23 protein-coding genes and 1 pseudogene are annotated in these 22,764 nt (G+C 70.1%); 13 read left to right on the top strand and 11 right to left on the bottom strand.

All coding sequences use genetic code 11. The features are described 5' to 3' along the window. Positions 1 to 87 precede the first annotated feature (87 nt). On the top strand, positions 88 to 216 hold the full coding sequence (locus AB0B61_RS08130; RefSeq protein ID WP_358429505.1) for a hypothetical protein: 129 nt from the start codon (positions 88 to 90) through the stop codon (positions 214 to 216). Positions 217 to 402: 186 nt separating this feature from the next. Here the strand turns inward: AB0B61_RS08130 and AB0B61_RS08135 are convergent, their stop codons facing one another. Both AB0B61_RS08135 and AB0B61_RS08140 read right to left on the bottom strand, forming a co-directional pair. Further along, positions 403 to 1,080, bottom strand: coding sequence for an NAD(P)H-binding protein (locus AB0B61_RS08135; RefSeq protein WP_358429507.1), 678 nt, complete (start codon positions 1,078 to 1,080; stop codon positions 403 to 405). A 97-nt stretch (positions 1,081 to 1,177) separates the two neighbouring features. Continuing rightward, positions 1,178 to 1,609, bottom strand: coding sequence for a VOC family protein (locus AB0B61_RS08140; RefSeq protein ID WP_358429509.1), 432 nt, complete (start codon positions 1,607 to 1,609; stop codon positions 1,178 to 1,180). A 112-nt stretch (positions 1,610 to 1,721) separates the two neighbouring features. Between AB0B61_RS08140 and AB0B61_RS08145 the strand changes: the two genes are divergently transcribed. The 4 genes from AB0B61_RS08145 (at position 1,722) to AB0B61_RS08160 (ending at position 7,140) form a co-directional block, all read left to right on the top strand. Further along, positions 1,722 to 2,432 (top strand): GntR family transcriptional regulator, encoded by a 711-nt coding sequence (locus AB0B61_RS08145; RefSeq protein WP_358429511.1) that lies wholly within the window; start codon positions 1,722 to 1,724, stop codon positions 2,430 to 2,432. A 107-nt stretch (positions 2,433 to 2,539) separates the two neighbouring features. Beyond that, a complete protein-coding gene (locus tag AB0B61_RS08150; RefSeq protein ID WP_358429513.1) occupies positions 2,540 to 3,934 on the top strand; it encodes an MFS transporter in 1,395 nt (464 codons plus the stop codon). A 100-nt stretch (positions 3,935 to 4,034) separates the two neighbouring features. After that, positions 4,035 to 6,539 (top strand): PEP/pyruvate-binding domain-containing protein, encoded by a 2,505-nt coding sequence (locus AB0B61_RS08155; protein ID WP_358429515.1) that lies wholly within the window; start codon positions 4,035 to 4,037, stop codon positions 6,537 to 6,539. 1 nt (position 6,540) lies between these two features. Next, positions 6,541 to 7,140: a TetR/AcrR family transcriptional regulator gene (locus AB0B61_RS08160; RefSeq protein WP_358429517.1), complete on the top strand. Its 600-nt coding sequence runs from the start codon at positions 6,541 to 6,543 to the stop codon at positions 7,138 to 7,140. 90 nt (positions 7,141 to 7,230) lie between these two features. Here the strand turns inward: AB0B61_RS08160 and AB0B61_RS08165 are convergent, their stop codons facing one another. Further along, positions 7,231 to 7,932, bottom strand: a complete 702-nt coding sequence (locus AB0B61_RS08165) for a TetR/AcrR family transcriptional regulator (RefSeq protein ID WP_358429519.1) — start codon at positions 7,930 to 7,932, stop codon at positions 7,231 to 7,233. A gap of 140 nt (positions 7,933 to 8,072) precedes the next feature. On the opposite strand from AB0B61_RS08165, the gene AB0B61_RS08170 reads away from it, so the two are divergent. The 3 genes from AB0B61_RS08170 to AB0B61_RS08180 are packed head-to-tail and all read left to right on the top strand — an operon-like array spanning position 8,073 to position 10,197. Next, positions 8,073 to 8,399 carry a YrdB family protein gene (locus AB0B61_RS08170; RefSeq protein ID WP_358429521.1) on the top strand — a complete coding sequence of 109 codons (327 nt, stop codon included), beginning with the start codon at positions 8,073 to 8,075 and terminating at the stop codon, positions 8,397 to 8,399. Between the two features lie 2 nt (positions 8,400 to 8,401). Beyond that, positions 8,402 to 9,313 (top strand): NAD-dependent epimerase/dehydratase family protein, encoded by a 912-nt coding sequence (locus tag AB0B61_RS08175; protein ID WP_358429523.1) that lies wholly within the window; start codon positions 8,402 to 8,404, stop codon positions 9,311 to 9,313. Continuing rightward, the gene (locus tag AB0B61_RS08180; protein ID WP_358429525.1) at positions 9,310 to 10,197 is read left to right on the top strand and encodes a Gfo/Idh/MocA family oxidoreductase; all 888 of its coding nucleotides are present in this window, start codon (positions 9,310 to 9,312) and stop codon (positions 10,195 to 10,197) included. The genes AB0B61_RS08175 and AB0B61_RS08180 overlap by 4 nt, the downstream gene beginning before the upstream one ends. An 85-nt stretch (positions 10,198 to 10,282) precedes the next feature. Here the strand turns inward: AB0B61_RS08180 and AB0B61_RS08185 are convergent, their stop codons facing one another. From AB0B61_RS08185 to AB0B61_RS08195, 3 genes are read right to left on the bottom strand one after another with little or no spacing between them, the layout of a single operon-like run. Beyond that, positions 10,283 to 11,107, bottom strand: coding sequence for a hypothetical protein (locus AB0B61_RS08185; RefSeq protein ID WP_358429527.1), 825 nt, complete (start codon positions 11,105 to 11,107; stop codon positions 10,283 to 10,285). Between the two features lie 52 nt (positions 11,108 to 11,159). Beyond that, positions 11,160 to 12,167, bottom strand: a complete 1,008-nt coding sequence (locus AB0B61_RS08190) for an acetamidase/formamidase family protein (RefSeq protein ID WP_358429529.1) — start codon at positions 12,165 to 12,167, stop codon at positions 11,160 to 11,162. Further along, positions 12,164 to 13,531, bottom strand: a complete 1,368-nt coding sequence (locus AB0B61_RS08195) for an APC family permease (RefSeq protein ID WP_358429531.1) — start codon at positions 13,529 to 13,531, stop codon at positions 12,164 to 12,166. Before AB0B61_RS08195 ends, AB0B61_RS08190 begins: the two co-directional genes overlap by 4 nt. A 185-nt stretch (positions 13,532 to 13,716) precedes the next feature. On the opposite strand from AB0B61_RS08195, the gene AB0B61_RS08200 reads away from it, so the two are divergent. Next, positions 13,717 to 14,004, top strand: coding sequence for a hypothetical protein (locus AB0B61_RS08200; protein WP_358429533.1), 288 nt, complete (start codon positions 13,717 to 13,719; stop codon positions 14,002 to 14,004). Here AB0B61_RS08200 and AB0B61_RS08205 read toward each other — a convergent pair. Beyond that, on the bottom strand, positions 14,001 to 14,189 hold the full coding sequence (locus tag AB0B61_RS08205; protein ID WP_358429535.1) for a hypothetical protein: 189 nt from the start codon (positions 14,187 to 14,189) through the stop codon (positions 14,001 to 14,003). The genes AB0B61_RS08200 and AB0B61_RS08205 overlap by 4 nt on opposite strands. A 77-nt stretch (positions 14,190 to 14,266) precedes the next feature. Next, positions 14,267 to 15,544: a Glu/Leu/Phe/Val dehydrogenase gene (locus tag AB0B61_RS08210; RefSeq protein ID WP_358429537.1), complete on the bottom strand. Its 1,278-nt coding sequence runs from the start codon at positions 15,542 to 15,544 to the stop codon at positions 14,267 to 14,269. A 244-nt stretch (positions 15,545 to 15,788) separates the two neighbouring features. On the opposite strand from AB0B61_RS08210, the gene AB0B61_RS08215 reads away from it, so the two are divergent. From AB0B61_RS08215 to AB0B61_RS08230, 4 genes are read left to right on the top strand one after another with little or no spacing between them, the layout of a single operon-like run. Further along, a complete protein-coding gene (locus AB0B61_RS08215) occupies positions 15,789 to 17,336 on the top strand; it encodes an alkaline phosphatase D family protein (RefSeq protein WP_358429539.1) in 1,548 nt (515 codons plus the stop codon). Between the two features lie 21 nt (positions 17,337 to 17,357). Next, positions 17,358 to 18,086: a class I SAM-dependent methyltransferase gene (locus AB0B61_RS08220; RefSeq protein WP_358429541.1), complete on the top strand. Its 729-nt coding sequence runs from the start codon at positions 17,358 to 17,360 to the stop codon at positions 18,084 to 18,086. A 53-nt stretch (positions 18,087 to 18,139) separates the two neighbouring features. Next, positions 18,140 to 18,751, top strand: coding sequence for an RNA polymerase sigma factor (locus AB0B61_RS08225; protein ID WP_358429543.1), 612 nt, complete (start codon positions 18,140 to 18,142; stop codon positions 18,749 to 18,751). After that, positions 18,744 to 19,964 (top strand): CU044_5270 family protein, encoded by a 1,221-nt coding sequence (locus AB0B61_RS08230; protein WP_358429546.1) that lies wholly within the window; start codon positions 18,744 to 18,746, stop codon positions 19,962 to 19,964. Before AB0B61_RS08225 ends, AB0B61_RS08230 begins: the two co-directional genes overlap by 8 nt. A gap of 61 nt (positions 19,965 to 20,025) precedes the next feature. Here the strand turns inward: AB0B61_RS08230 and rocD are convergent, their stop codons facing one another. The 3 genes and pseudogenes from rocD to AB0B61_RS08245 form a co-directional block, all read right to left on the bottom strand. Beyond that, the gene (gene rocD, locus AB0B61_RS08235; protein WP_358429549.1) at positions 20,026 to 21,240 is read right to left on the bottom strand and encodes an ornithine--oxo-acid transaminase; all 1,215 of its coding nucleotides are present in this window, start codon (positions 21,238 to 21,240) and stop codon (positions 20,026 to 20,028) included. A 1-nt stretch (position 21,241) separates the two neighbouring features. Beyond that, a complete protein-coding gene (ddaH, locus tag AB0B61_RS08240; RefSeq protein ID WP_358429551.1) occupies positions 21,242 to 22,039 on the bottom strand; it encodes a dimethylargininase in 798 nt (265 codons plus the stop codon). A gap of 228 nt (positions 22,040 to 22,267) precedes the next feature. Next, positions 22,268 to 22,702: pseudogene (locus AB0B61_RS08245) on the bottom strand (Lrp/AsnC family transcriptional regulator); the annotation flags it as partial. Between the last annotated feature and the right edge of the window lie 62 nt (positions 22,703 to 22,764).

Below are 22,764 nucleotides of genomic sequence, written 5' to 3' on the forward strand. Positions count from 1 at the left end.
AAGCCGAGCAGCGACTTGGCCAGCTTGTCTACGACCGGCGCGTTGCTCTTGGCCTGTCGCAGGCGGAGCTGGCTGAGCGTGCGGGGGATGACTCAACCGCAGGTGTCCCGCCTGGAGACGAGTGGTGGCAACATCACCGTGGCGTCCCTGAGGCGGCTGGCCGCCGCGCTGGACGCGGACCTGACCATCGGTTTCCTTCCTCACCAAGCTGCATGAGTCGGGCCCGACGACGTACATCACGACATCGATGCGGCGGTTGAGCAGCGGCATGTCTCGCGGGCGCAGGCCCTCGGCTGTCGGCCCGCCTGGCGCGCACGCGGCCGGGCCGCCCGCATAGCAGCCGCTCTTGGTGGGCAATGCAGGGCGAGGGAGGTCGCCCAATGGCTGCCGTGCCGAACATTGTCAGGCGGGTCTGTCCTGGCCGGTTGCGTGGTGCAGGAGATGCGCGACGGCGTCGGTGACGGGTGTGTCGCCGGTGGTGAGTTCGACGATGACGCGGCTCAAGGCCGGTTCGTGCAGGGCCGCGTCGATGAAGGCGGCCACGTCGTCGCGGGGCACCTTGCCGTACTCGATCGCCGGTCCAGCTGTGACCCGGCCGGTGCCGGGCTCGTCGAGGAGGGTGCCGGGGCGGATGATGAGCCAGTCGAGGCCGGTACGGGCGAGGTAGACGTCGGCGGTTTTCTTGACCTTGATGTAGTGCTCGAAGCCCTCGTTGGGCTCGCCGCCACGCAGCGCGTCGGGAAACACCGATACGAGGACGAAGCGCGACACACCGGCGCGGGCGGCTGCGTCTGCGGCCTTCTCCAGCCCCTTGCCGTCGATCGCGGTAGTGAGGTCCCTCCCGGTGCCGTGTGCGCCGGCCGAGAACACGATCGCGTCATGTGCGCTCATCCTGGTCGCCAGGTCGTCCACGGTGTCGGCGATGAGGTCGCCGGTCAGCGGGGTGGCGCCGGAGCTGCGCACGGTATCGGCCTGGGCAGGGTTGCGGAACATCCCCGTCACCGTGTCGCCGCGGGCGGTCAGCTGGCGGGCCAGCCGGTTGCCCACGCCGCCGGCGGCGCCGATCAGGAACACCTTCATGATCATCCCTTCGAGAGGTGTTTTCTTTCGGGTGGATGGCAGTGCGGTGAAACACCCGCCGAGAGGCGTGCTGGCGGCAGGCGGGCAGTACGTACGGTCAGGAAGCGAAGACCTGGGAGTCGTCGGCGAACGCCTTGAACTCCAGGGCATTGCCGGCCGGGTCGAGCAAGAACATCGTCCACTGCTCGCCGGCCTGCCCGGCGAAGCGTACATAGGGCTCGATCACGAACAGGACGCCCGCGGTACGGAGTCGGTCCGCCAGCGTGTGGAAGTCCTCGATGGTGAGGATCAGGCCGAAGTGCGGCACCGGGACGTCATGGCCGTCGACCGGGTTGTGGATCTGCTGGGCCCGGGTCGGCGCCAGGTGCGTGACGAACTGGTGGCCGTACATGTTCCAGTCGATCCAGGTTTCGGCGCTGCGGCCGTGCCGCAGGCCGAGTACCTCGCCGTAGAAGCGGCGGGCGGCCGTCAGGTCGTCGACCGGCATGGCCAGGTGGAAGCGTGGGATCGGGGAGTTCAACACGCTCATGATGGTGGGCCTTCTTCCTGGGAGGACGGGGCTGGGAATGTCCTAATGTCGACATTACGCCACAGATGGAGAGGTTGTTAACATTGAGACAATCTCTGGAAGGTAAAAGCTGATGGGTGAACAGACCACAGTGGCTCCCGCTCGCCGTCGAGGGCTGGCCGACGAGGTCGCCGATCGCGTTCGGGAGGCCATCTTCGGCGGCGTGTACGCCCCGGGGGCTCAGCTGCGCGAGGTCGAACTGTCCCAGGCTCTGGACGTGAGCCGTGGCCCGGTACGCGAGGCGCTGCTCCTGCTCGAGCGCGAGGGTCTGGTCCGCAGTCAGTGGCATCGCGGCGCCACGGTGATCACCCTGTCCCCGCAGGACATCGCCGAACTGGACAGCCTGCGCGGCGCGCTTGAGCACCTGGCCGTGCAGCGGGTGGTCGCCCACGCTTCCGAAGAGGACCTTGCCAAGATCGACAAGGCGGTCGACGGCATGGGGCGCGCAGCGGACGCGCACGCGATGGTCCGCTGCGACCTCGCGTTCCACGACGCCGTCTACGACGCCGCCCACCACCGGCGCCTGAGTGAGGCATGGCAGGCGATCCGCTCACAGATCCACCTGTTCCTGCTGACCCGGATCGGCCGCAGCTCCGATGGCTACCTCGAGCACGTCGCGGACGAACACCGCCTGCTCGCGGACGCCCTGCGTGCCGGCGACGCCGACGCCGCCTTGGAGCTGTTCGCCGCCCACCGCCACCATGCCGCCCAAGTGCTCACCGCTCACGACTTCCCGCCGGGGCAGGACGATCAGAGCGTCTTGGGGTCCACGGCGAAGCGGTAGAGCACATCGCTCTTCAGTACGCGCTCGCGGCCGTTAGTGAACGTTGCGTTTCTATGGGGTGAATCGTATGCTCCTTAGAGAACGATTCGTTCTCTAAGGAGCGTGCCATGGGCCTCGTGCTGCCGGGTTTGATGCTGGCGATGCTGCTGGGCGCGCTCGACCAGACGATCATGGCGCCTGCTCTGCCCGCCGTGGCGGGGAGTCTCGGCGGGCTGGACCAGATGCCGGCGGTGATCAGCGCCTACCTGGTCGCCGCGACCGTCGTGATGCCCCTGTACGGCAAGCTCGGCGACCGGTACGGGCGTAAGCCGATGATGCAGGCGGCGATCGTCATCTTCGTCACCGGTGCCGTGCTGTGCTCGGTGGCTGCCTCGATGCCGCAGTTCATCGCGTTCCGTGCGGTGCAGGGCATCGGTGGCGGCGGGCTGATGATCGGGGCACAGGCGATCATCGGCGAGGTCGTCAGTCCGCGTGAGCGCGGTCGCTATCTAGGTCTGATCGGTGCCGCGTATGTGGTCGCCGCGGTCGGTGGACCACTGCTGGGCGGGTTCTTCATCGATCGGCTCAGCTGGCGGTGGATCTTCGCCATCTACCCGCCGCTCGGGCTGCTCGCCCTGGTCGTGCTGACGGCGACCTTGCGGCTCCCCAAGCCCGAGCTCACGGTCGAGAATCGCGCGCCGATCGACTTCGCCGGTGCGGTCACGTTGGCGGTCGCCGTGGTCGGTGTGGTCATGCTGGGACAGACCAGGAACCTGGCCTTCCTCGCCCTGGCCGTCGCGGGTGGGGCGGCGTGGCTGGTGAGCGCCAGGTACGCCGCCGATCCGATCCTGCCGCTGCGTCTCTTCCGCGACCGCGCCTTCGCCGTGCCCGTGGCGATCAGCCTGCTCATCGGATTCACGCTGTTCGGGACCATCGCGTACATGCCCGCCTACCTGCAGATCGCCCTGCGCTCCACCGCCACCCAGGCGGGCCTGCTGGTGACCGCGCTCATGGGGGGCGTGCTGACCACCACCATCGTCTCCGGCAGGCTCATCACCAGGACGGGACGCTACAAGCCCTACCCGGTGGCGGGTACGGCGCTGACGGCGGCCGGGCTGGCGCTGCTCGGCATCGTGGGCGACCGCGGGGGACCGGTGGCGATCGCCGGCGTGATGCTGCTGATGGGGCTCGGCGTCGGACTGGTCATGCAGGTCATGGTGCTGGCCACGCAGAACGCCGTCGACTACGCCGACCTCGGCACCGCGACCTCGACGGTGACGTTCACGCGGCAGATCGGTGCCTCGGCCGGAGTCGCGCTGGTGGGGGCGCTGATCACCTGGAGATCCGGCATCACCGCCACGGAGGCGGCGGATCTGCCTGGCAGCGTGCGGGACGCCTTCGCCGCGGCCGTGCCGCCGGTGTTCGCGGCCATGGCGCCGCTGCTCGTCGTGGCGTTCGTCCTCGCGTTCGCGCTGCCGGCGCGACCGCTCCGCACCACCGCTTACGCCGAGGAGAACCAGTGACATCCGAGGAGGACCGGTGAACAGCCGAAGAGAACCAAGTGAAAGACGACCAGGAGCAAGTGAAAGACGGCGAGGACCGAGTGAAAGCCGAGGAGGGCAAGTGAAACTCGTAGCACCCCTGAACGCCTTCGGCCGCGGCGACCTGGCTCTGGCCGGAGGCAAAGGCGCCAACCTGGGCGAGCTCGTCAAGAACGGTTTTCCCGTCCCGGGCGGTTTCGTCGTGACCACCGCCGCCTACGACCTGGTCACCGACGGGCACGACACCCGTACGTACTTCGAGAACGTGGACATCCCCCCGGACCTGCGCGAGGCGATCACCAGCGCCTATGTCGAGCTCGGCGGCGGGCCCGTGGCGGTTCGGTCCAGTGCCACCGCCGAGGATCTGCCGGGGGCGGCGTTCGCCGGGCAGCAGGACACCTACCTCAACATCGTGGGGGAGGAGGCGGTGGTCGACGCGGTCCGCCGGTGCTGGGGCTCGCTCTGGACCGAGCGGGCCGTCGCCTACCGCGAGAAGCGGGGTGTCGACGCCGCCGAGGTGCGCATCGCGGTGGTCGTGCAGCGCATGGTCCAGTCGGAGGCGGCCGGCGTGCTGTTCACCGCGAACCCGGTCACCGGCGACCGTACGCAGATCGTCGTGGATGCGAGCAGCGGGCTCGGCGAGGCGGTCGTCTCGGGACTCGTCACGCCCGACCACTACGTGCTCGACGCCTCGGGGCGGGTCACCTCCTTCACGCCGGGCCGTCGCGAGGTGGTCATCCGCGGTACGGCCGGCGGCGGCGTCGTACACGAGACCGGAGACCCCGCCACCGGCGAGGCGCTGCCCCGCGCGGCGCTCGCCGAGCTGGCCCGGCTGGCGAGCGAGGTCGCGGCTCGATTCGGCCGCCCGCAGGACATCGAGTGGGCGTACGCGGGCGGCCGGGTGAGCCTGGTGCAGGCCCGTCCCATGACCGCGCTCCCGCCGCCGCCCGTGGGGTCGCTCAACCCGGTCCAGCGCAAGGTCGGCAGCGTTCTGCTCGAATATCTGCCCGTACGCCCCTATCCGATCGATATGACGACCTGGCTGCCGTACGGTCCGGCGGGCATGATGGCCAAGGTCGCGGCGGCCTTTGGCATCAAGGGGGTGTTCGAGGACTTTCTGCAGGAGGAGGACGGTGTCGTCTACCGGTTGGTGCCCCGCTCCCCGCGTGTGACAGCCGGTCTGCTGGCCATCCCGTTCCGGCTCGTCCGGCGGGCCAGGCGCTACGATCCCGCCCGCTGGACGGAGGATCCGCGCTTCCAGACCTTCCTTGCCGCGAGCCGCGAGCTGGCGGCCCGTGACCTGGCCTCGATGCCCTGGCCGGAGCTGATTCGCGTGCCCAGGCAGGCACTGGACCTGGTCCGGCCGGTGACGGACCTGCGCACCGACTACCTGCCTGGCACGGGGCTCGCCCTGTTGCGGCTGCTGGTGGCGGTCAAGCTGTTGCGGCGCGGCGCGCTGTTCGGCGAGCTGATGACCGGCGCGCGTACCCGCACCTCCGACGCCAATCAGGCGCTGGAGGAGCTGGCCGAGGAGGCCCGGGCGACCGGAGCGCTCGACGCGGATCCCATGCCCTCCGGGTTCGCCGCGAAGCTGCGCGGCTTCCTGGCCGAATACGGGCACCGGGAGACGGTGACCCCGATTCTGGTCACCCCGCCGACCTGGGGCGAGGCCCCGGAAATCGTCCTCGGAACGATCAGGGTGCTCGCGGCCAAGCCGCCCTCTCCCGCGCCCGCCGCGGGCAAGGCGGCTGTGGGAGTGGGCGGGGCGCTCGAGCGGGTGCTCCGTCACCCCCTGTTGCGGGCCGGGCGCCGGAGGGCCCGGGTCGTGCGCTGGGTCGAGGCGGCTCGCGCGGGTCACGCCTTCCGCGAGGACAGCCACTTCTACTTCACGCTCCCGCTGCCCATCCTGCGTCGGTCGCTGTTGGAGATCGGGGCGCGGCTGCGCGACGCGGCCGTGCTCCAGCGGCCCGAGGACGTCTTCCACCTGCGGTTGGAGGAGCTGGAGTCGATCAAGGATTTGGCCGCCTCCGACGAGTGCCTCGATGGCCTGCGGGCGGTCGTGCAGCAGCGGGCGGCCAAGCGGGAGGAGCTCTCGGGTGTGCGGCTCATCGACCCGCGGGCGATCTTCCCCGTCCGTGACGCGGGCGACGCGATCGTGACCGGGACACCCGCGGGCGGCGGCAGCGCCACCGGGCCGGTCAAGGTCATCCGGGATCCGGCCGAGTTCGGCGGCCTGACGAGCGGGGACGTGCTCGTCTGCCCCTACACCAACCCGTCGTGGACCCCGCTGTTCCAGCGTGCGGCGGCCGTCGTCGTCGACACCGGGAGCGCCGCCTCGCACGCCGCGATCGTCGCCAGGGAATACGGCATCCCGGCCGTCATGGGTACGGCCGGAGGCACGTCCACGCTGGTCGACGGGCAGGTAGTGACCGTCGACGGGGACGCGGGCACCGTCGTCATCGCCCACTCAAGCGGGGATGCGGCCGCCTCCGACCCTGGCAGGGATGCGGCCGCCGCGGTCTCTGACGGGGGTGTGGTGGCCCCGGTCTCAGATGACGGCGCGGGCACGGTCACCGCGGCCTCATAAGATGCCTGTCATGGTCACCGACCACCGCAAGCTGCCGCGGCGGCGCGGCGAGGCGCTCAACGTCGCCATCTATCAGGCGACCCTCGCCGAACTCGCCGAGGTCGGCTACGCCCGGCTGACCATGGAGCGCGTCGCCGAGCGGGCCAAGGCCAGTAAGGCCTCGCTCTACCGGCGCTGGCCCACCCGCATCGAGCTGGTCATGGACGCCGTCTATCACGTACTGCCCGACGCGCTGTCCGTCCCCGACACGGGCAGCCTGCGCGGCGACATACTGGCGGCGTTGCGGCGGACGGCCGAGGCGCTGGCCGGTCCCGCCGGTGAGGCGATGCGCGGGCTGCTCAGCGAGGCACTGGGCGACGAGTCGCGGGCGGCAACGTTCCGAGAGCACTCGCAGGGCACCGGCAGGCGGCTGATGCGGGAGATCGTCCGCCGGGCGGTCGAGCGCGGCGAGGTCGCTCCCGAGGACGTGACCCCGCGCCGGCTCGACGCCGGTCAGGCGCTGCTCCGGCAGCACTTCCTCTTCCAAGGCCTGCCCATCCCGGACGAGCTCCTCGTGCAGATCGCCGACGAGGTCATGGTCCCGCTGTTCACCCGCGCCTGAGCCCGGCGGGCAGACGAGCAGGCGGGCAGGCGGGCAGGCGGGCAGGCAAGGCGTTCACCCCGATCTGGCTCCGGCGGGCAAGCTAAGCGTTCACGCGGGCTTGAGGCCCAGCAGCGCGCCCAACGTGCGCACCGACTGCTCGAAGCCCCCACGCCTGTCGTCGATCGTGTTCTCGAACTGGCCGAACACCTCGAAGTTGACCCAGCCGTACAGGCCGGTCCACGCGGTGAGGCCACGGAAGATCAGGTCATCGGGGACCCCGGGCATGATCTGGCGCAGGTTCGCCGCGTCCGCCGACAGCGCGGCGGGGGCGGGCGGGGCAAGGTCGGGCGGGGTCAGCGCGCCCGCGTCGTACGCCTGCGCGGTGATCCGGCCGAACACCGCCACATCCCGCAACCTGGCCGCGATCGTCTCCTCCGGCGCCTGGTAGCCGGGCACGGGGGAGCCGTACAGCAGCGTGTACTCGTGCGGATGGGCCAGCGCCCAGTCGCGTACGGCATGGCAGACGGCCAGCCAGCGCCCCGCGAAGTCGCCGGGCGGGCTGTCCTCGTCGGCGCGCTCCACCACCGCGCCCAGCGCGTTGTAGCCGTCGATGATCAGGGCGGTCAGCAGGTCATCGCGGCTGGGGAAATAGCGGTAGATGGCCGATGAGACCATGCCCATCTCGCGGGCCACCGCGCGCAGGGAGAGGCCGCCCGCGCCCTCGGTGGCCAGCTGGCGGCGGGCGATGTCGGTGATCTCCTTGGTCAGTTCGGCCCTGACACGTTCTCTCGCGGTACGGCTCGCAGTCATGTTCCGACCATATCAGAGCACTGCGAAAAAACGAGAGCACTGCTCTTGACGATTGCTGCTCTGATGAGAGAGCATTGCTCTTGTAAGCGAACGGCAGTCACGCGGAGGTTGAGATGCTGAGCATCGCCAAGGGAGCCAACATGGCTCTGATGTTCTTCCTGGAGCTTGGTGTTCTGGTCTCCGTGGGGTACTGGGGCTTCACGGTGAGCCCCAACTGGGCGATCAAGCTCCTCGCCGGGCTCGGCGGGGTGGCACTGTTCATCGGCGCCTGGGCTCTGTTCGGTGCGGGTGGCGGCGCCAACGCCACGTTCCCGCTGACCGGCCTGGCCAGGGTCGCCCTGGAGATCCTCTGGTTCGGTGGCGGCGCCCTGGCGCTCTACGCCGCGGGCCAGGTCGCACCGGCCGCCGTCTTCGCGGCGCTCTTCGTCCTCAACGCGGTCCTCCGCATCGTCTGGAAGCAGGTCTGATCATGGGTAAGCACGTCGTCGTGGGTTCCGGTCAGGTCGGTACGCATCTGGCCACCAAGCTCCTGGCCCAGGGGCACGAGGTCACCGTGGTGACCCGCTCGGGCAGCGGCCCCGCCGGGGTCCACAGGGTGGCGGCCGACGTCGCCGACGTGGCACGGCTGACGGAGGTGGCCAAGGGCGCCGACGTCCTCTACAACTGCGTCAACCCGCAATACCACCGCTGGCTGACCGACTGGCCGCCGATGGCCGAGTCGTTCCTCGGCGCCGCGGAGGCCACGGGCGCGGTGCTGGTCATCCTGGGCAACCTCTACCCCTACGGCCCGGTCAAGGGCCCGATGACCGAGGACCTGCCGCTCGCCTCGGCCACCCCGAAGGCTCAGGTGCGGGCGAAGATCTGGAACGACGCGCTGGCCGCGCACAAGGCGGGCCGGATCCGGACGACCGAGGTGCGCGGCTCCGACTACTTCGGCCCCGGCGCCACCGACCAGTCGCATCTGGGCGGGCGGTTCCTCGTGCCGTTCAGGGCGGGCAAGACCATCCAACTGGTGTTCCCCGCCGACATCTCGCACAGCTGGACGTACCTGCCCGACGTGGCCGACGCGCTGATCGTCGCGGGCACCGACGAGCGGGCCTGGGGGCGGCCGTGGCACGTGCCCACCAGCGACCCGCTCAGCTTCCGCCAGATCGGTGAGCGGATGGCGGCCATCGAGGGGCGGCCCGCGCCCAAGCTGGCCACGCTGCCGTGGCCGCTGGTCCAGGCGATGGGCCTGTTCTCGCCGATGGTCAGGGAGCTGAAGCACGTCCGCTACCAGTTCACCGCGCCGTACGTGCTCGACTCCTCGGCCTTCCAGCGGACGTTCGGTGTCGCGCCCACGCCGATCGACGAGGCGCTCGCGGCTACGCTCGAGGCGTGAAAACAGCCATGATCGGCCTGGGCGACATCGCCGAGAAGGCGTACCTGCCCGTACTCGCCGCCCAGCCGGGCCTCGACCTGCACCTCTGTACGCGTAACAGCAAGGCCCTGGACCGGCTCGGCGACACCTACCGGATCGCCGCCCGGTCCAGCTCGGTGGACGACGTGATCAAGAGCGGGGTCGAGGTCGCGTTCGTGCACGCCGCCACCGGGGCCCACCGCGAGATCGTCGAGCCGCTGCTCGACGCCGGGGCGCACGTCTACGTGGACAAGCCGATCGCCGACAATCTGGCCGACTGCGAGGCTCTCGTACGGCTGGCCAAGGCGAAGAAGCGCTCGCTGATGGTCGGCTTCAACCGCCGGTACGCCCCCGGATACACCGGACTTCTCGCCCTTCCTCGGCACCTCGTGCTGATGGCGAAGAACCGCGAAAAATATCCTGATGTGCCTCGCCGGGCGATATTTGATGACTTCATTCATGTGGTCGACACGCTCCGCTTCCTCGCGCCCGGTGCGGTCACCGGGACCCGGATCAGGACGCGCGTCCAGGACGGACTGGTCGAGCACATCGTGCTGGAGCTGTCCGGCGACGGCTTCACCGCCATCGGCCTCATGAACCGCGTCAGCGGTGCCACGGAGGAGACCTGCGAGGTCATGGGCGACGGCGTCAAGCGCCGGGTGGTCAACCTGGGCGACGTGATCGACTACGCGGGCGGCGAGACGCTCACCAGGCGGCCCGACTGGGTCCCGGTCGCCCGGCAGCGCGGCATCGAGCGCATCTGCCTGGAGTTCCTCGCCGCGGTCCGCGACGGCCGCACGATCAGCGCGGACGACGCGCTGATCAGCCACGCGATCTGCGAGGACATCGTGGCGAACGCCTCCTGACCGGCCCCCGCAGCGCCCGAGACGCCCGGTTCGCGGCCAGTGCCGGGCCGCTGCCGTTACGAGCGCGGTCTGTGCCGGACCGCCGTCATGAGCTCTGTCTGCGGCGCATCCAGGCGTCGGCGCCGGTCAGCAACCGGCTGAACGGCTGACCCCCGAGCCGGGCCAGCACGGTGAACCCGCCCGCGTCGCTCATCGGGCTGGAGGACGACACGACCCCCGCCACCTCCTCCCCGTACACGGCCGGACCGCCGCTGCCGCCCGACGGCGCGTGGCAGTTCTGGGTCACCAGCACGCCCGGCCCCTGGGCGGTGGCCTCTTTGGCGTCCCCCACGCAGTGGTACATCCGGGTGCCGGGATACCCCCGCCCCGCCGGGTAGCCGAGCAGGTCGAGCCCGCGCAGCGACGTACCCCTGCGGGTGGCCAGCGGGCGCAGCCCAGGCCCGGTCGCGTCCTCCAGCGTGCCGCCGCGCCGCATCACCCCGACCAGCCCGACGTCGTACGGCAGCAACTCGGCGGAGTACGGCCGGCCCCGCCACTGATCAGGCACCCAGGTTCGCACGGCCGGCCAGACGCCGAACGGCGGCCGCCCCTGGTCGAAGCCCGGCAGGAAGACCACCTGCCGCAGCGGCCGGCCGTCGTGGTAGAGGCAGTGCGCGGCCGTCAGCACCAGGCTGCGGCTGCGCGACCTGATCACCGTGCCGCCGCACATCACGTTCGTACGGGCGTCCGGATCACGCCCGAGCAGCACCCCGATGAGCCGTTGGACGCCGGTGTAGGGGCGGGGGACCAGCGCGTACCCCAGGCGGTCGCCGTCCGGTGTCAGCACCTTGCGCGTAGGCACCGATCGCTGGGGCGCCTCCGCGAGGCCGGTCGGATCGAGCAGGGCCAGAGAGAGCACCATCCTGAGCACCCGTACACTCTAGGCCGATGATCATAAGCGCTCTGACCTGCGACATGAAGGTTTACCTAACTGTGTACTGAGCGCTGAGGGTGCGCAGCCGCGAGTGCGCCGAATCGTAGGCCGTTGGGGTACCGAGGTAGGACTTGGGAAGTTTGGCGACCATCGTGTAGTTGGTGTCGCATACGTTCCCCACCGGTGCCTGCCCGCCCTGGCTGACCAGCTGGTAGGCGTCGAGCGTGTCGAGCCCGGTCAGCGCCGACGTCCAGGTGACCAGGTCGTGCTGGCTGATGCGGTAGGCGTCCTCCAGCGGCCGGGCCGATCCGGTGGACATCAGATGCAGATCATCCTCCAGCCGCGGCCAGGGCGTCGCCACCCCCTTGATCAGCTCGACCGCCACGACCGTGTTCATGGCGGCCTCGACCGCGGTGCCGCACACCTCGCCGTGGCCCTGCCGGCCGTGGCCGTCGCCGATGGAGAACAGGCCGCCCGCCACGTTGACGCCCAGGTAGACGGTGACGCCGGCGCGCAGCTCGGGGGTGTCCATGTTGCCGCCGTGCGCGTCGGGTGTGATCGTCATCCGCGACTCGTTCGCGGCGGGCGCGACGCCGACCGTGCCGTGCATCGGGTCGAGCGGCAGCTCCACGCTGTAGTCGCTGTTGCGGGCGTGGTAGACGGCGACGCCCTTGGCGGTGTCGAGGTCGTAGCGCCAGACCCGCTCCTCCAGCGGCGGCTGCAGCATGGCTGTGGTGTGCGTGCCGGTCAGCGCGCCGAAGTGCGGGAAGGTGGTGGAGACCGCCCAGTCCCTCGCTGGGGTGATCGAGATGAAGTGCAGCGCCAGCGTGTCGCCGGGTTCGGCGCCCGTCACGTGGAAGGGGCCGGTGACGGGGTTCAGGTAGGGGAACTCGCACACCCGCGACGGCAGGTCGTCGACCGTGCGGACCCGGCCGCCGAAGCAGTCCTCGGTGAACAGCTCGAGGATCGTTCCCGGCGTCACCTTGCCCACCGGGGCGCGCCCGCCGAAGGTGTAACCGAGCTCCTCCGGAGAGGGACGATAGGAGACGACGTTCACGAGACCTCCGAGGGCAGGACGGGCTTGCGGCCCAGGACGTAGAGCGCGATCGTGGCGAGCAGCCCGATGCCGAGCCAGATGAAGCCGAGCCGCTGCGCCGCGACGTTGGCGTTGATGACGACAAGGACCAGCACGGCGAAGCCGACCACCGGCACCACGAGGTGCGCCAGCCAGCGGCGGCTGCGCCGCCGCACCACGTAGTGCACCACGACGGCCACGTGCAGCAGCAGGAACGCGGTCATCGCGCCGAAGTTGACCATGGTGCTGAGCAGGTCGATGCCCTTGTCGTAGAGGCTCATGCCGACGCCGAGCAGCAGCGAGACGACCGCGACCGCGAACGTGGCGTTCACCGGCACCTTGTGCTTGGGGTCGATACGGGCCAGGAACGACGGCAGTTGCCGGTCCCGCGCCATCGCGAACAGCAGCCGCGAGGTGGCCGCCTGCGCGACCAGCGAGTTGGCGAAACCCCAGGCGATGGCCGTCGCGACCGCGCACAACACACCCAGCCAGGCGCCACCGGCGTACGAGGCCAGGTCGTAGAAGGCGTCGCCCAGCTGGGCCCCCGGGGCCAGCAGGGCGGCCCGGTCGGGCACGAGCAGGGCCGCGACCCAGGTCTGCACCACGAACAGCACCGCGGCCAGCGCCAGCGCGGCCACCATGGACCGGCCCAGCCGCCGCGCGTCCTCCCGGTTCTCCTCGGCCAGCGTCGAGATGCCGTCGAAGCCGAGGAACGACAGCACCGCCACCGAGGCCGCCCCGAACACCAGCGTCCAGGAGAAGCCCGAGGAGTCGTAGAGCGGGGTCAGCGCGCCCGTAGTGGCCTTGCCCTGCGCCAGCGCGATGCCGCCGACGACCAGGAAGATCGCCAGCACGAGCAGCTCGGCCACCAGCATGATCCGGGTGATGCGCGCCGTCATCTGGATGCCGAGATAGTTCACCACGGTGTTGAGCAGCACGAAGGCGACGAGCCACAGCCACACCGGCACCGCCGGCACGAACGAGTTCATGGCCGTGCTCGCCACCAGGTAGAGCAGCGCCGGGACCAGCAGGTAGTCGAGCAGGATCGCCCACCCGGCCATGAACCCGACGGGCGGCGCGATGCCGCGGCCCGCATAGGTGTAGACCGAGCCGGCCATCGGGAAGGCCCTGGCCATCTGCGCGTACGACAGTCCACTGAACGCCATCGCGACCAGCCCGATCATGTAGGCGAGAGCCACCATCCCACCGGACAGGGCGAAGACGTTGCCGAAGATGCCGAACGGCGCGATCGGCACCATGAAGATCAAGCCGTAGATCATCAGATCCGCGAAGCCCAGGGAACGCTGAAGCTCCTGGCGGTAGCCGAATTGCTCGACGCTGCTCATGGACGGCTCCTTGATGCAGGGGGCAATTCGCACGGTAGATCCAAAACCTCCTGCTGAACAGGCCGCGGGCGGCCCGACCAGGGTGTGATCGCGCGGGCGAACAGGGCGGCGTGCGCCGTCATCCGCCGCCCGGACAGCTCGCGCTGCTCCGGCGTGGCCCCGTCGTGCAGCCACAGCACGCCGGCGTGCGCTGTCGGACCCAGCAGCGAGTACGCGAGATCGTCCGGCGATCCCAGATCGTCGCGCACCCCCAGGACGAGGTCGCCGCGAGCGTGGCGGCCGGGCGCGGCCTGGAGGAGACGTTCGCCGCCTGCTCGAACCCGTGGACCGAGCGGCTGGACCCGACGCTGTCGGCGGCGCTCACGACCTACGCGGTGCCAGGGGAACTGGCCCAGGCCGGCATGCTCCAGCTCTGCCGCGACCTGCACCGGCTGAACATCCTGGCCACCTACCGCCTCTATGAGAGTCGCTAGTTCTCCTCGCGGCCCTGGTCACTCCAGATGAGCAGGGCGACGCCGGCTGCCGCGACCGCGAGGTACACGGGGGTCGGGATGTCGAACAACCTGTGCAGCAGGCCCCATTCGGTGTCGAAGAAGACTCGCGCCACGAATCCGCCCAACCCCTGAATGACCGCGATCACGCCCAGAAATCCCCTCATGCCTCCACCCTGGCGGGCCGGTGGAGGCACGGGCATCGAACCTAGGGATACCTCAGGGCCTACTAAAGTTCAGGCCGTCACGGGTAGAGGCCGCGCATCTGGTGCGCCTCCGCCACCCGGCCGACGCCGATGACGTGCGCCGCCTGCCGCAGGGTGAGGTCGCGGGCCGTGGCCAGCGAACGCACCTCGGCGTAGGCGCCCTCCATCAGGTCGCGCAGCTTCAGCTCCACCTCGCCGCCGCTCCAGGAGTAGGCCTGCATGTTCTGCACCCACTCCAGGTACGACACGATCACCCCGCCCGCGTTGGCCAGGATGTCGGGCACCACGATCGTGCCGCCCGCGGCCAGGATCTCGTCCGCCTCCGGCGTGGTGGGGCCGTTGGCGCCCTCCACGATCAGGCGGGCGCGGATCCGCGGCGCGTTCTCGGCGGTGATCGCCCCCTCCAGGGCCGCGGGCAGCAGTACGTCCACGTCCAGCTCGAACAGCTCAGCGTGGTCCAGGGCGTCCGCGTGGCGGTAGCCGGACACGCCGCCCGACTCGGCGGCCCAGGCGCGCAGGTCGGCGATGTCGAGCCCGCCGGGGGCGTACACGGCGCCCGTCGCGTCGGACACGGCGACCACCGTGCAGCCGGCGTCGGAGAGGTACTGCGCGGCCGGGGCGCCCACCTTGCCGAAGCCCTGTACGGCCACCGTCACGCCTTCGGGCGAGCGGCCGAGCGCGCACATGGTGGCGATCTGGACGCCGCGCGCGGTCGAGCCGGTCCGGCCGAGCGAGCCGCCCAGCGTCAGCGGCTTGCCGGTGACCACGCCGGGCACCGAGTAGCCGGTGTTGACGCTGTAGGTGTCCATGATCCAGGCCATGGTCTGCTCGTCGGTGCCGACGTCGGGGGCCGGGATGTCCTTCTCCGGGCCGATCATCGGCAGGATCTCGTTGACGTAGCGGCGGGTCACGCGCTCCAGCTCGCGCTGGGTGAGCTCGGTCGGGTCCACGGCCACGCCGCCCTTGGCGCCGCCGTACGGGATGCCGACCAGCGCGCACTTCCACGTCATCCACATCGCCAGCGCGGTGACCTCATGGATGTCGGTGCTCGGGTGGAAGCGGAGGCCGCCCTTGGCGGGCCCGCGTGAGACGTTGTGCTGGACCCGGAAGCCCTGCACCACGTCCATGCGCCCGTCCTCGCGGCGCACGGGGACCGATACGGTCAGCGAGCGGCGCGGCGTGGCGAGCATCGTGCGGAGCCCGGCGTCGAGCCGGAGATGTTCGGCGGCCTGGTCCAGCTGGTGGAGAGCCGAGTCGAGAGCCTGGCGGCCAGGTGTGATCAGGGCCGGCGTCCTTGACGGCACCATGACGGTCATGGAAGGGAGTCCTCCTGTTGTCTACGCCCGGTACGTTGGGCAGGCGCCATTGCCTGCCTTGTTTGGGCGTTCGTGTCACGATCATCCTAGAGCGCGGCGTTTATCGCTGCCTACGGTTTTCGGATTGCCGTATCTAGGCTGATCTGTTGTCATCAATTACATGCGCTGAGCGGGATGCTGCAAACGCGCCACTCTGGCAGGCTTGCCCGGGCAAGTGTGCCGAACTGTCGAATCTGGGGGACTGATGCCCGCACTGGTCGTCGGGCCCATGCTGCGTTACGTCGATTCAGCCAGCGCCTCGATCTGGGTGGAGATCGGCGAACCCGGCGTGGTCACCGTGGAGGCCGCGGGCCGGGCCTTCACCTCGTCCACGTTCACCGTCCACGGACACCACTACGCGATCGTCGATCTGCTCGGCCTGACCGAGAACGTCGACTCGTACGTGGTCAAGATAGGGGAAGAGCAGGTGTGGCCGCTGGAAGGTTGGCCACCCAGCCGGATCAGGTTGTTCCCGGCGGAGGGGCCGAGCAAGGTGACGTTCGGTTCCTGCCGGACGAGCGTGCCTCATGACGGCACGTACGTCCTGACCCACGGCGAGGACGTGCTGCGCTCCTACGGCTCGCATCTCAAGGACGCCGGCGCCGAGGAGTGGCCGGACCTGCTGCTGCTCCTCGGCGACCAGGTCTACGCCGACAGCCCGTCGCCCGAGATGCTGGAGTTCATCGCCGCGCGCAGGGACAGCGAGCCGAAGAAGGAGATCGCCGACTTCGAGGAGTACGCCGAGCTCTACCGCCAGGCGTGGACCGAGCCGGAGATCCGGTGGGTGCTCTCCACCGTGCCCACCGCGATGATCTTCGATGACCACGACCTGCGCGACGACTGGAACACCTCCCAGACGTGGCGCGAGCAGATGGCCGCGACCTCCTGGTGGAAGCGCCGGGTGATCGCCGGGCTCGGCGCCTACTGGGTCTACCAGCACCTCGGCAACCTGTCGCCGGCCGAGCGGGCGGACGACGCGCTGCTGGCCGGCCTGCTGAAGGGCGAGGGCGGCGACGCGCTCGACGCCTTCGCCGAGCGGGCCGACGCCGACCCGAGCAGCAACCGGTGGAGCTACTCCCGCGAACTCGGCGACACCCGCCTGATCATGGTCGACACCCGGTGCGCCAGGCAGCTCACCCCGGGCGACCGGCGGATGCTCGACCCGGTCGAGTGGGCCTGGCTGCGAGAGGAGGTCGCCAAGCCCGCCGAGCGGCTGGTCATCGGCTCGTCGATCCCGTTCCTGCTGCCCGAAGGCGTGCACTTCGTCCAGAACTGGAACGAGGCACTCTGCGACGGCAAATGGGGCCGCTTAGTCGCGCGGCTCTCGGAGCGGTTCCGGCAGGCGATCGACCTGGAGCACTGGGCGGCCTTCCGCCGCTCGTTCGAGGACCTGGCCCGGCTGCTGGTCGAGGTCGACAAGCCGGTGCTGGTCCTGTCGGGCGACGTGCACTACTCCTACCTGGCCAAGGTCAACGGCCGGCCGATCTACCAGGTCGTCTGCTCACCGATTCGCAACCCGCTCAGCCCGGTGCTGCGCTGGGCCAACGTGTTCAGCCAGTTCGGCCTGGCCACGCTGGTCGGCGGGGTGCTGGCGCGGCTGGCCCGCATCCCGCGCCCGCCGTTCCGCTGGGAGGTCGTCGCCGGGCCGTGGTTCCAGAACGCCGTGGCCACGCTGACCCTGCCCGGCGAACTGGACTGGTACGAATCATCCGGTGACACGGTCAAGCACATCGATTCTGTACGGATTCCATGAAAACGGTTATCGTTGGCTTTTGTGTACCATGACCAGTACTCCGTCGCCGTGCCCTTCTACGACCTGTGGCACGAGGATGGGCACGTCCCGGAGATACGCCGGCTCCTTCCGCCACTGATCAGCGGCATCGGCCGGAGCATCATGGAGATCGGGGCCGGCACCGGCCTGATCACCGAGCTGATCGCGTGGGAGACGCCGGCGGAGATCTATGCCGTCGAACCGTCGCTCGGCATGCGCTCGGTCCTGGTCTCCCGCCTGGCCGAGCGCGCCGACCTGCTGTCGCGCGTGACCGTCCTGCCGTGCGGCGCGCTCGACGTGGAGGTCGACGAGCCGGTCGAGGCCATCGTGATGATCTCGGTCCTGCACGGCTTCGACGCCACCGAGCGGGAACGGCTCTGGCAGGTCCTGGCCAGGCAGCTCGAACCCGGCGGGCTGCTGGTGTTCAACCACCGCGAACCACCTCCTTCCGTCCCGGGCGAGCTCGAGCGCATGGGGTCGTACCAGGTCGGCAGGCACACCTACGAGATCTGGGGACAGGTGCTGGAGGCGGCGGGCGAGACCGTCAGGTGGCGCTTCCTCTACCAGATCAGGCAGCGTGGGGTGCTGATCAGCGAGGACGAGGTGGTGAGCGTCAGCCACCGGCCCGGCAGGGGGCGCCTGGACGCCGAGCTCGACGCGGCCGGTTTCACGGCCCAGCGGGCCGCGGAGGGCCTCCTGGCGTGGCGGCTCAACGGCAGTTCATGGAAATAGCGTGAAATAGGTGGAACCGAGGTCCCGCGTGCGGTCAACAACAGGGTGACCGCATGAGAGAGGACCGGCACGTGGTGGGTGTTCAGGAGAAACCTGAAACGCTGGACGACTCCGCGCTGATCGCGCAGTCGGAGATTGATCCGGAACGTTTCGCGGTGCTGTTCGACCGGCATGCCGACGAGATCCACCGGTACGCGGCCAGGCGCCTCGGTCCCGAGCCGGCCGAAGACGTGACGGGCGAGGTGTTCCTGGTCGCCTTCCGCGTCCGGGCGCGCTATGACCGCACGTGGCCGGACGCCAGGCCCTGGCTGTACGGCATCGCCACCAAGGTCGTCGCCCAGCACCGCAGGGCGGAGCGGCGGCGTATTAACGCGATGTCGAAGGTGAGCGCGGAGCGGCCGGGCTCGTTCGACGACCGCAGCGCGGACCGGGTCACCGCCGAGCAGCTCCAGCCCAGGCTGGCGCGGGCGCTGACCAGCCTCAGCGCGGCCGAGCGAGACCTGCTGCTGCTGGTGGCGTGGGCGGACCTGACGTACGAGGACGCGGCGCTCGCGCTGGGCGTGCCAGTGGGCACGATCCGGTCCAGGCTGCACCGGCTCCGCGTCAAGGTACGCAGAGCTCTCGGCGGCATCGACCCCTTCGCAGAGGAGCCCCAGCATGGATGACGAGATCCGGACGTTCGCGGACGGAAGGCCGGCCGCTCCGCCGTACCCGGAGGAGGCCCGCGCGAAGGCGCGTGAACGGTTGTTGCGCGAGGCCCGCGAGGGGCGTGGGTTCCGCTTTCCGAAGCTGGGCTGGCAGGCCGCGGCCGCGTTCGGGGTGACGGTCGCTCTTGTCGGGGGCGTGGCCGTGGCCCTGTCGGCGCAGCAGCCGAAGCTGGGGGTGGCCACATCGGCCGCCACCCAGTCGGCGGCCGTGTCGGACGGGGAGCTGCGGCCCAGGCCGGGGCAGTTCATCATGGTCGCGTCCGACACGATGTACGGCTCGTTCACGCAGACCAGCGGCAAGATGTCCCGCTATCTCTACCGGACGCACCGCGAGATCTGGCAGTCGGCCGACGCCAGCGCGGACGGCCTGCTGCTCATCGCGGGGCTCAAGCCCAAGCCGTGGCCGGGCGAGCCACTGCCCGAGGAGTCTCGCAAGTGGAAGGGGGAGAGCTGGATGCAACTCGCCTCCTGCCCGGACCGGCTCGCGGCCTTCCGTACCGACTACGCCTACCTGAGCACACTGCCGGACGACCCGGCGGCGATGCGGGCATTGCTCGGCAAGCGGCAGCCCGGTGAGAAGGGGGAGGCCGACCGGGCGGCGTTCACCGGGGTGGGCGACCTGTTCAGGGAGACCTACATGCCCAAGGCGCAGCGTGACGCGCTGTTCGAGGCGGCCAAGGAGATCCCGGGGGTGCAGGTGGCCGAGGGGGTCGAGGACTCCGCCGGGCGCCAGGGGGTGGCCCTGGGCAGGGAGTCGCAGGGGACCCTCGAGCAGCTGATCTTCGATCGGGACACGCACATGCTGCTGGGGGAGCGGCACACGGTCGTGGACGCCAAGGCCGCCGGCGCGCCGGTGGGCAGCGTGCTCGCCCTGACGGCCCAGCTGAAGGTGAGCGTCGTGGACCGGCTGCCGGAGCATGCGGGCAAGGTGGAGGGGGACAGCTCCTGCGTGCCTCAGCCCGGCGCGACGGCGGACTCCACCGGACAGCCGAGCGCCCCGCCCACTGCCGAGGTGACCGTCACGGCCACCGCTCCGGCTCCTGTCGAGACGACCGTCCCGCCCGCCGCGGAGCCGAGCAACTCGGTCGGCGCTGAGCCGACCGACTCGGCCAACGCTGAGCCGACGGTCACCATTGAGCCGTCGGCCCCGGTCCCTACGAAGACCGGCTGAACCAGTACGGCCCGCGCCCCGGAGTAGATGCGCGGGCCGTACCTGTTTCCGGATGTGGTCTCTAGCTCTCCCGGAACGAGGCCAGCGCGTCGGCGAGCTGGTCGACCGCCCAGACGAGGTCCTCCTCCGAGATCACGATCGGCGGCGCCAGCCGGATCGTGGAGCCGTGCGTGTCCTTGGCCAGCACGCCGCGCGCCATCAGCGCCTTGGACAGCTCGCGCCCACTGGCCAGCGACGGGTCGATGTCGACGCCCGCCCACAGGCCACGCCCGCGCACCGTCACCACGCCATCGCCGATCAGCTCGCCCAGCCGCGCGTGCAGCACCTCGCCGAGCTCGGCCGCCCTGGTCTGGAACTCGCCGGTGTTCAGGATCTCGATCACCGCGTTGCCGACCGCGCAGGCCAGCGGGTTGCCGCCGAAGGTGGAGCCGTGCTGGCCCGGCTTGATCACGCCGAGGATGTCCTCGTTCGCGGCGATCGCCGAGACCGGTACGACGCCGCCGCCGAGGGCCTTGCCCAGGACGTACATGTCGGGCACGACGCCCTCGTGGTCACAGGCGAACGTCTTGCCGGTACGGCCGAGACCCGACTGGATCTCGTCGGCGATCATCAGGATCCCCTCGGTGGTGCACAGCTCCCGCACCTGCGTGAGGTAGCCGTCCGGCGGCACCAGCACCCCGGCCTCGCCCTGGATGGGCTCCAGCAGCACCGCCACCGTGTCGGCGTCGATGGCCTCCCTGATCGCCTCGACCGAGCCGTACTTCACGATCCGGAAGCCCGGGGTGTAGGGACCGAAATTGTCGCGGGCGTCGGGGTCGGTGGAGAAGCTGACGATCGTGGTCGTCCGGCCGTGGAAGTTGTCCTCCATCACGATGATGTTGGCCTGCTCCGGCCGGACGCCCTTGACCTCGTAGCCCCACTTGCGGGCGACCTTGACGGCGGTCTCGACGGCCTCGGCGCCGGTGTTCATCGGCAGGATCATGTCCTTGCCGGTGAGGTCGCCGAGCCCGGCACAGAACGTGGCGAACTGGTCGTGGTAGAACGCCCGGCTGGTCAGCGTCAGGTTCTTCAGCTGCTCCTGAGCCGCCCCGATGATCTTCGGGTTGCTGTGCCCGAAGTTGAGCGAGGAGTAGCCGGACAGGCAGTCCAGATAGCGCTTGCCCTCGACGTCGGTCACCCACGCGCCGTGCGCCTCGTGGATGACCACGGGCAGCGGGTGGTAGTTGTGCGCGCTACGGCGCTCGCTTACGTCGATCAGCTCTTGGGTGGTGCTCATCTTAGTTCTCCCCCCGGATCTCGAGTGTGCAGCACTTGGGACCGCCGCCTGCCTTGCGCAGCTCCGACAGGTCGACGGGGATCGGCTCGTAGCCGCGCCGCTTGAGCTCCAGCTGGAGGTCGCCCGCCTCGGCGTTGATCACCACGTGGGTGCCGTCGCTGACCGCGTTCAGCCCGAGGACCTCGGCGTCGGTGTCGGTCGCGAGCACCGCGTCCGGGAACAGCCGGGCCAGCACCGCGCGGCTGCCCTCGGAGAAGGCGGCGGGGTAGTAGGCGACGTTGCGGCCGTCGATCGGGAACAGCGCCGTGTCGAGGTGGTAGAAACGCGGGTCCACCAGCGTCAGCGAGATCACCGGACGGCCGGTGAACTCCTGCGCCTCCTGGTGCGCCGCCAGGTTCGTACGGAAGCCGGTGCCGGCCAGGATGACGTCGTCGAGCGTGAGGAAGTCGCCCTCACCCTCGTTGACGTGCACCGGCTCCTTGACCGGGAAGCCCTGCTCGGCGAACCAGCGCAGGTAGGCCGGACCCTCGGCGGCCCGCTCCGGGAAGGCGAACCTGGCGCCGTAGACGCGCCCGCCGACGACCAGGGCGCCGTTCGCGGCGAACACCATGTCGGGCAGTCCCTCGACGGGATCGATGAGGCTGACCTGATGCCCGAGGCTCTCGTAAGCCGACTTGAGGCCCTCCCACTGCCGGATCGCGAGATCGCGGTCGGTGTCGGCCTCGGGATGCATCCACGGGTTGATCGCGTACTCGACCGTGAAGTATTCCGGGCGGCACATGAGGAAGTGCTTGGGCATGCAGGTCTCCGTCGGGGTCGTCGGGAAATGTCCCCGGAGGGGACGAAGACAGCCTAGAAATTTATGTTCGCGCAGGCCAAGGGGTTGACATTGCGTGTACGCGCGGGTCTGTTGCGAGTCTCAGCCACCGACCTGCGTTCTGTTGCGCTCACCCGGTAGGGCACCCCCGAACGGGTCCGATTCAGGCAGGGCGTCGCTGGTGGGAGGCACTTCGGGGATGGCTCCCGGGGGCAGGTCGACGAGCCGCGACAGCACGATCGAGCTCTTGGTCCGCACCACGAACGCCTCGGCGGCCAGCCGCTCGATCACCCGCTCGACGTGCCGCACGTCCGTGGCCCGGATGTGCACCAGCGCGTCGGCCTCCCCGGTGATCGTGGCCGCCGCGACGACCTCCGGGCACTTGGCCACGGCCAGCGCGATGTCGGACGGCTTGGTCTTGCCCTGGCAGAACAGCTCGACGTACGCCTCGGTGGTCCAGCCGAGCGCCTGCGGCGCCACCCTGGCGCTGAACCCGGTGATCGCCCCGGCATCGCGCAGCCGGTCGACCCGGCGCTTCACGGCCGACGCGCTCAGGGCGACCCGCTGCCCGATCTCCGCATAGGTCTGGCGGGCGTCGTCGACGAGCGCCGCGATGATGTCACGATCCAGCCGGTCCAGTTCCACGCGCCCTGTATACAGCCTTGTCCGGCTGGCGCGCGACGAGCGCGCCGGGGGAGACTGGGCGC

This window comes from Nonomuraea sp. NPDC049158 (genome assembly GCF_040648335.1).
Lineage (GTDB): Bacteria > Actinomycetota > Actinomycetes > Streptosporangiales > Streptosporangiaceae > Nonomuraea.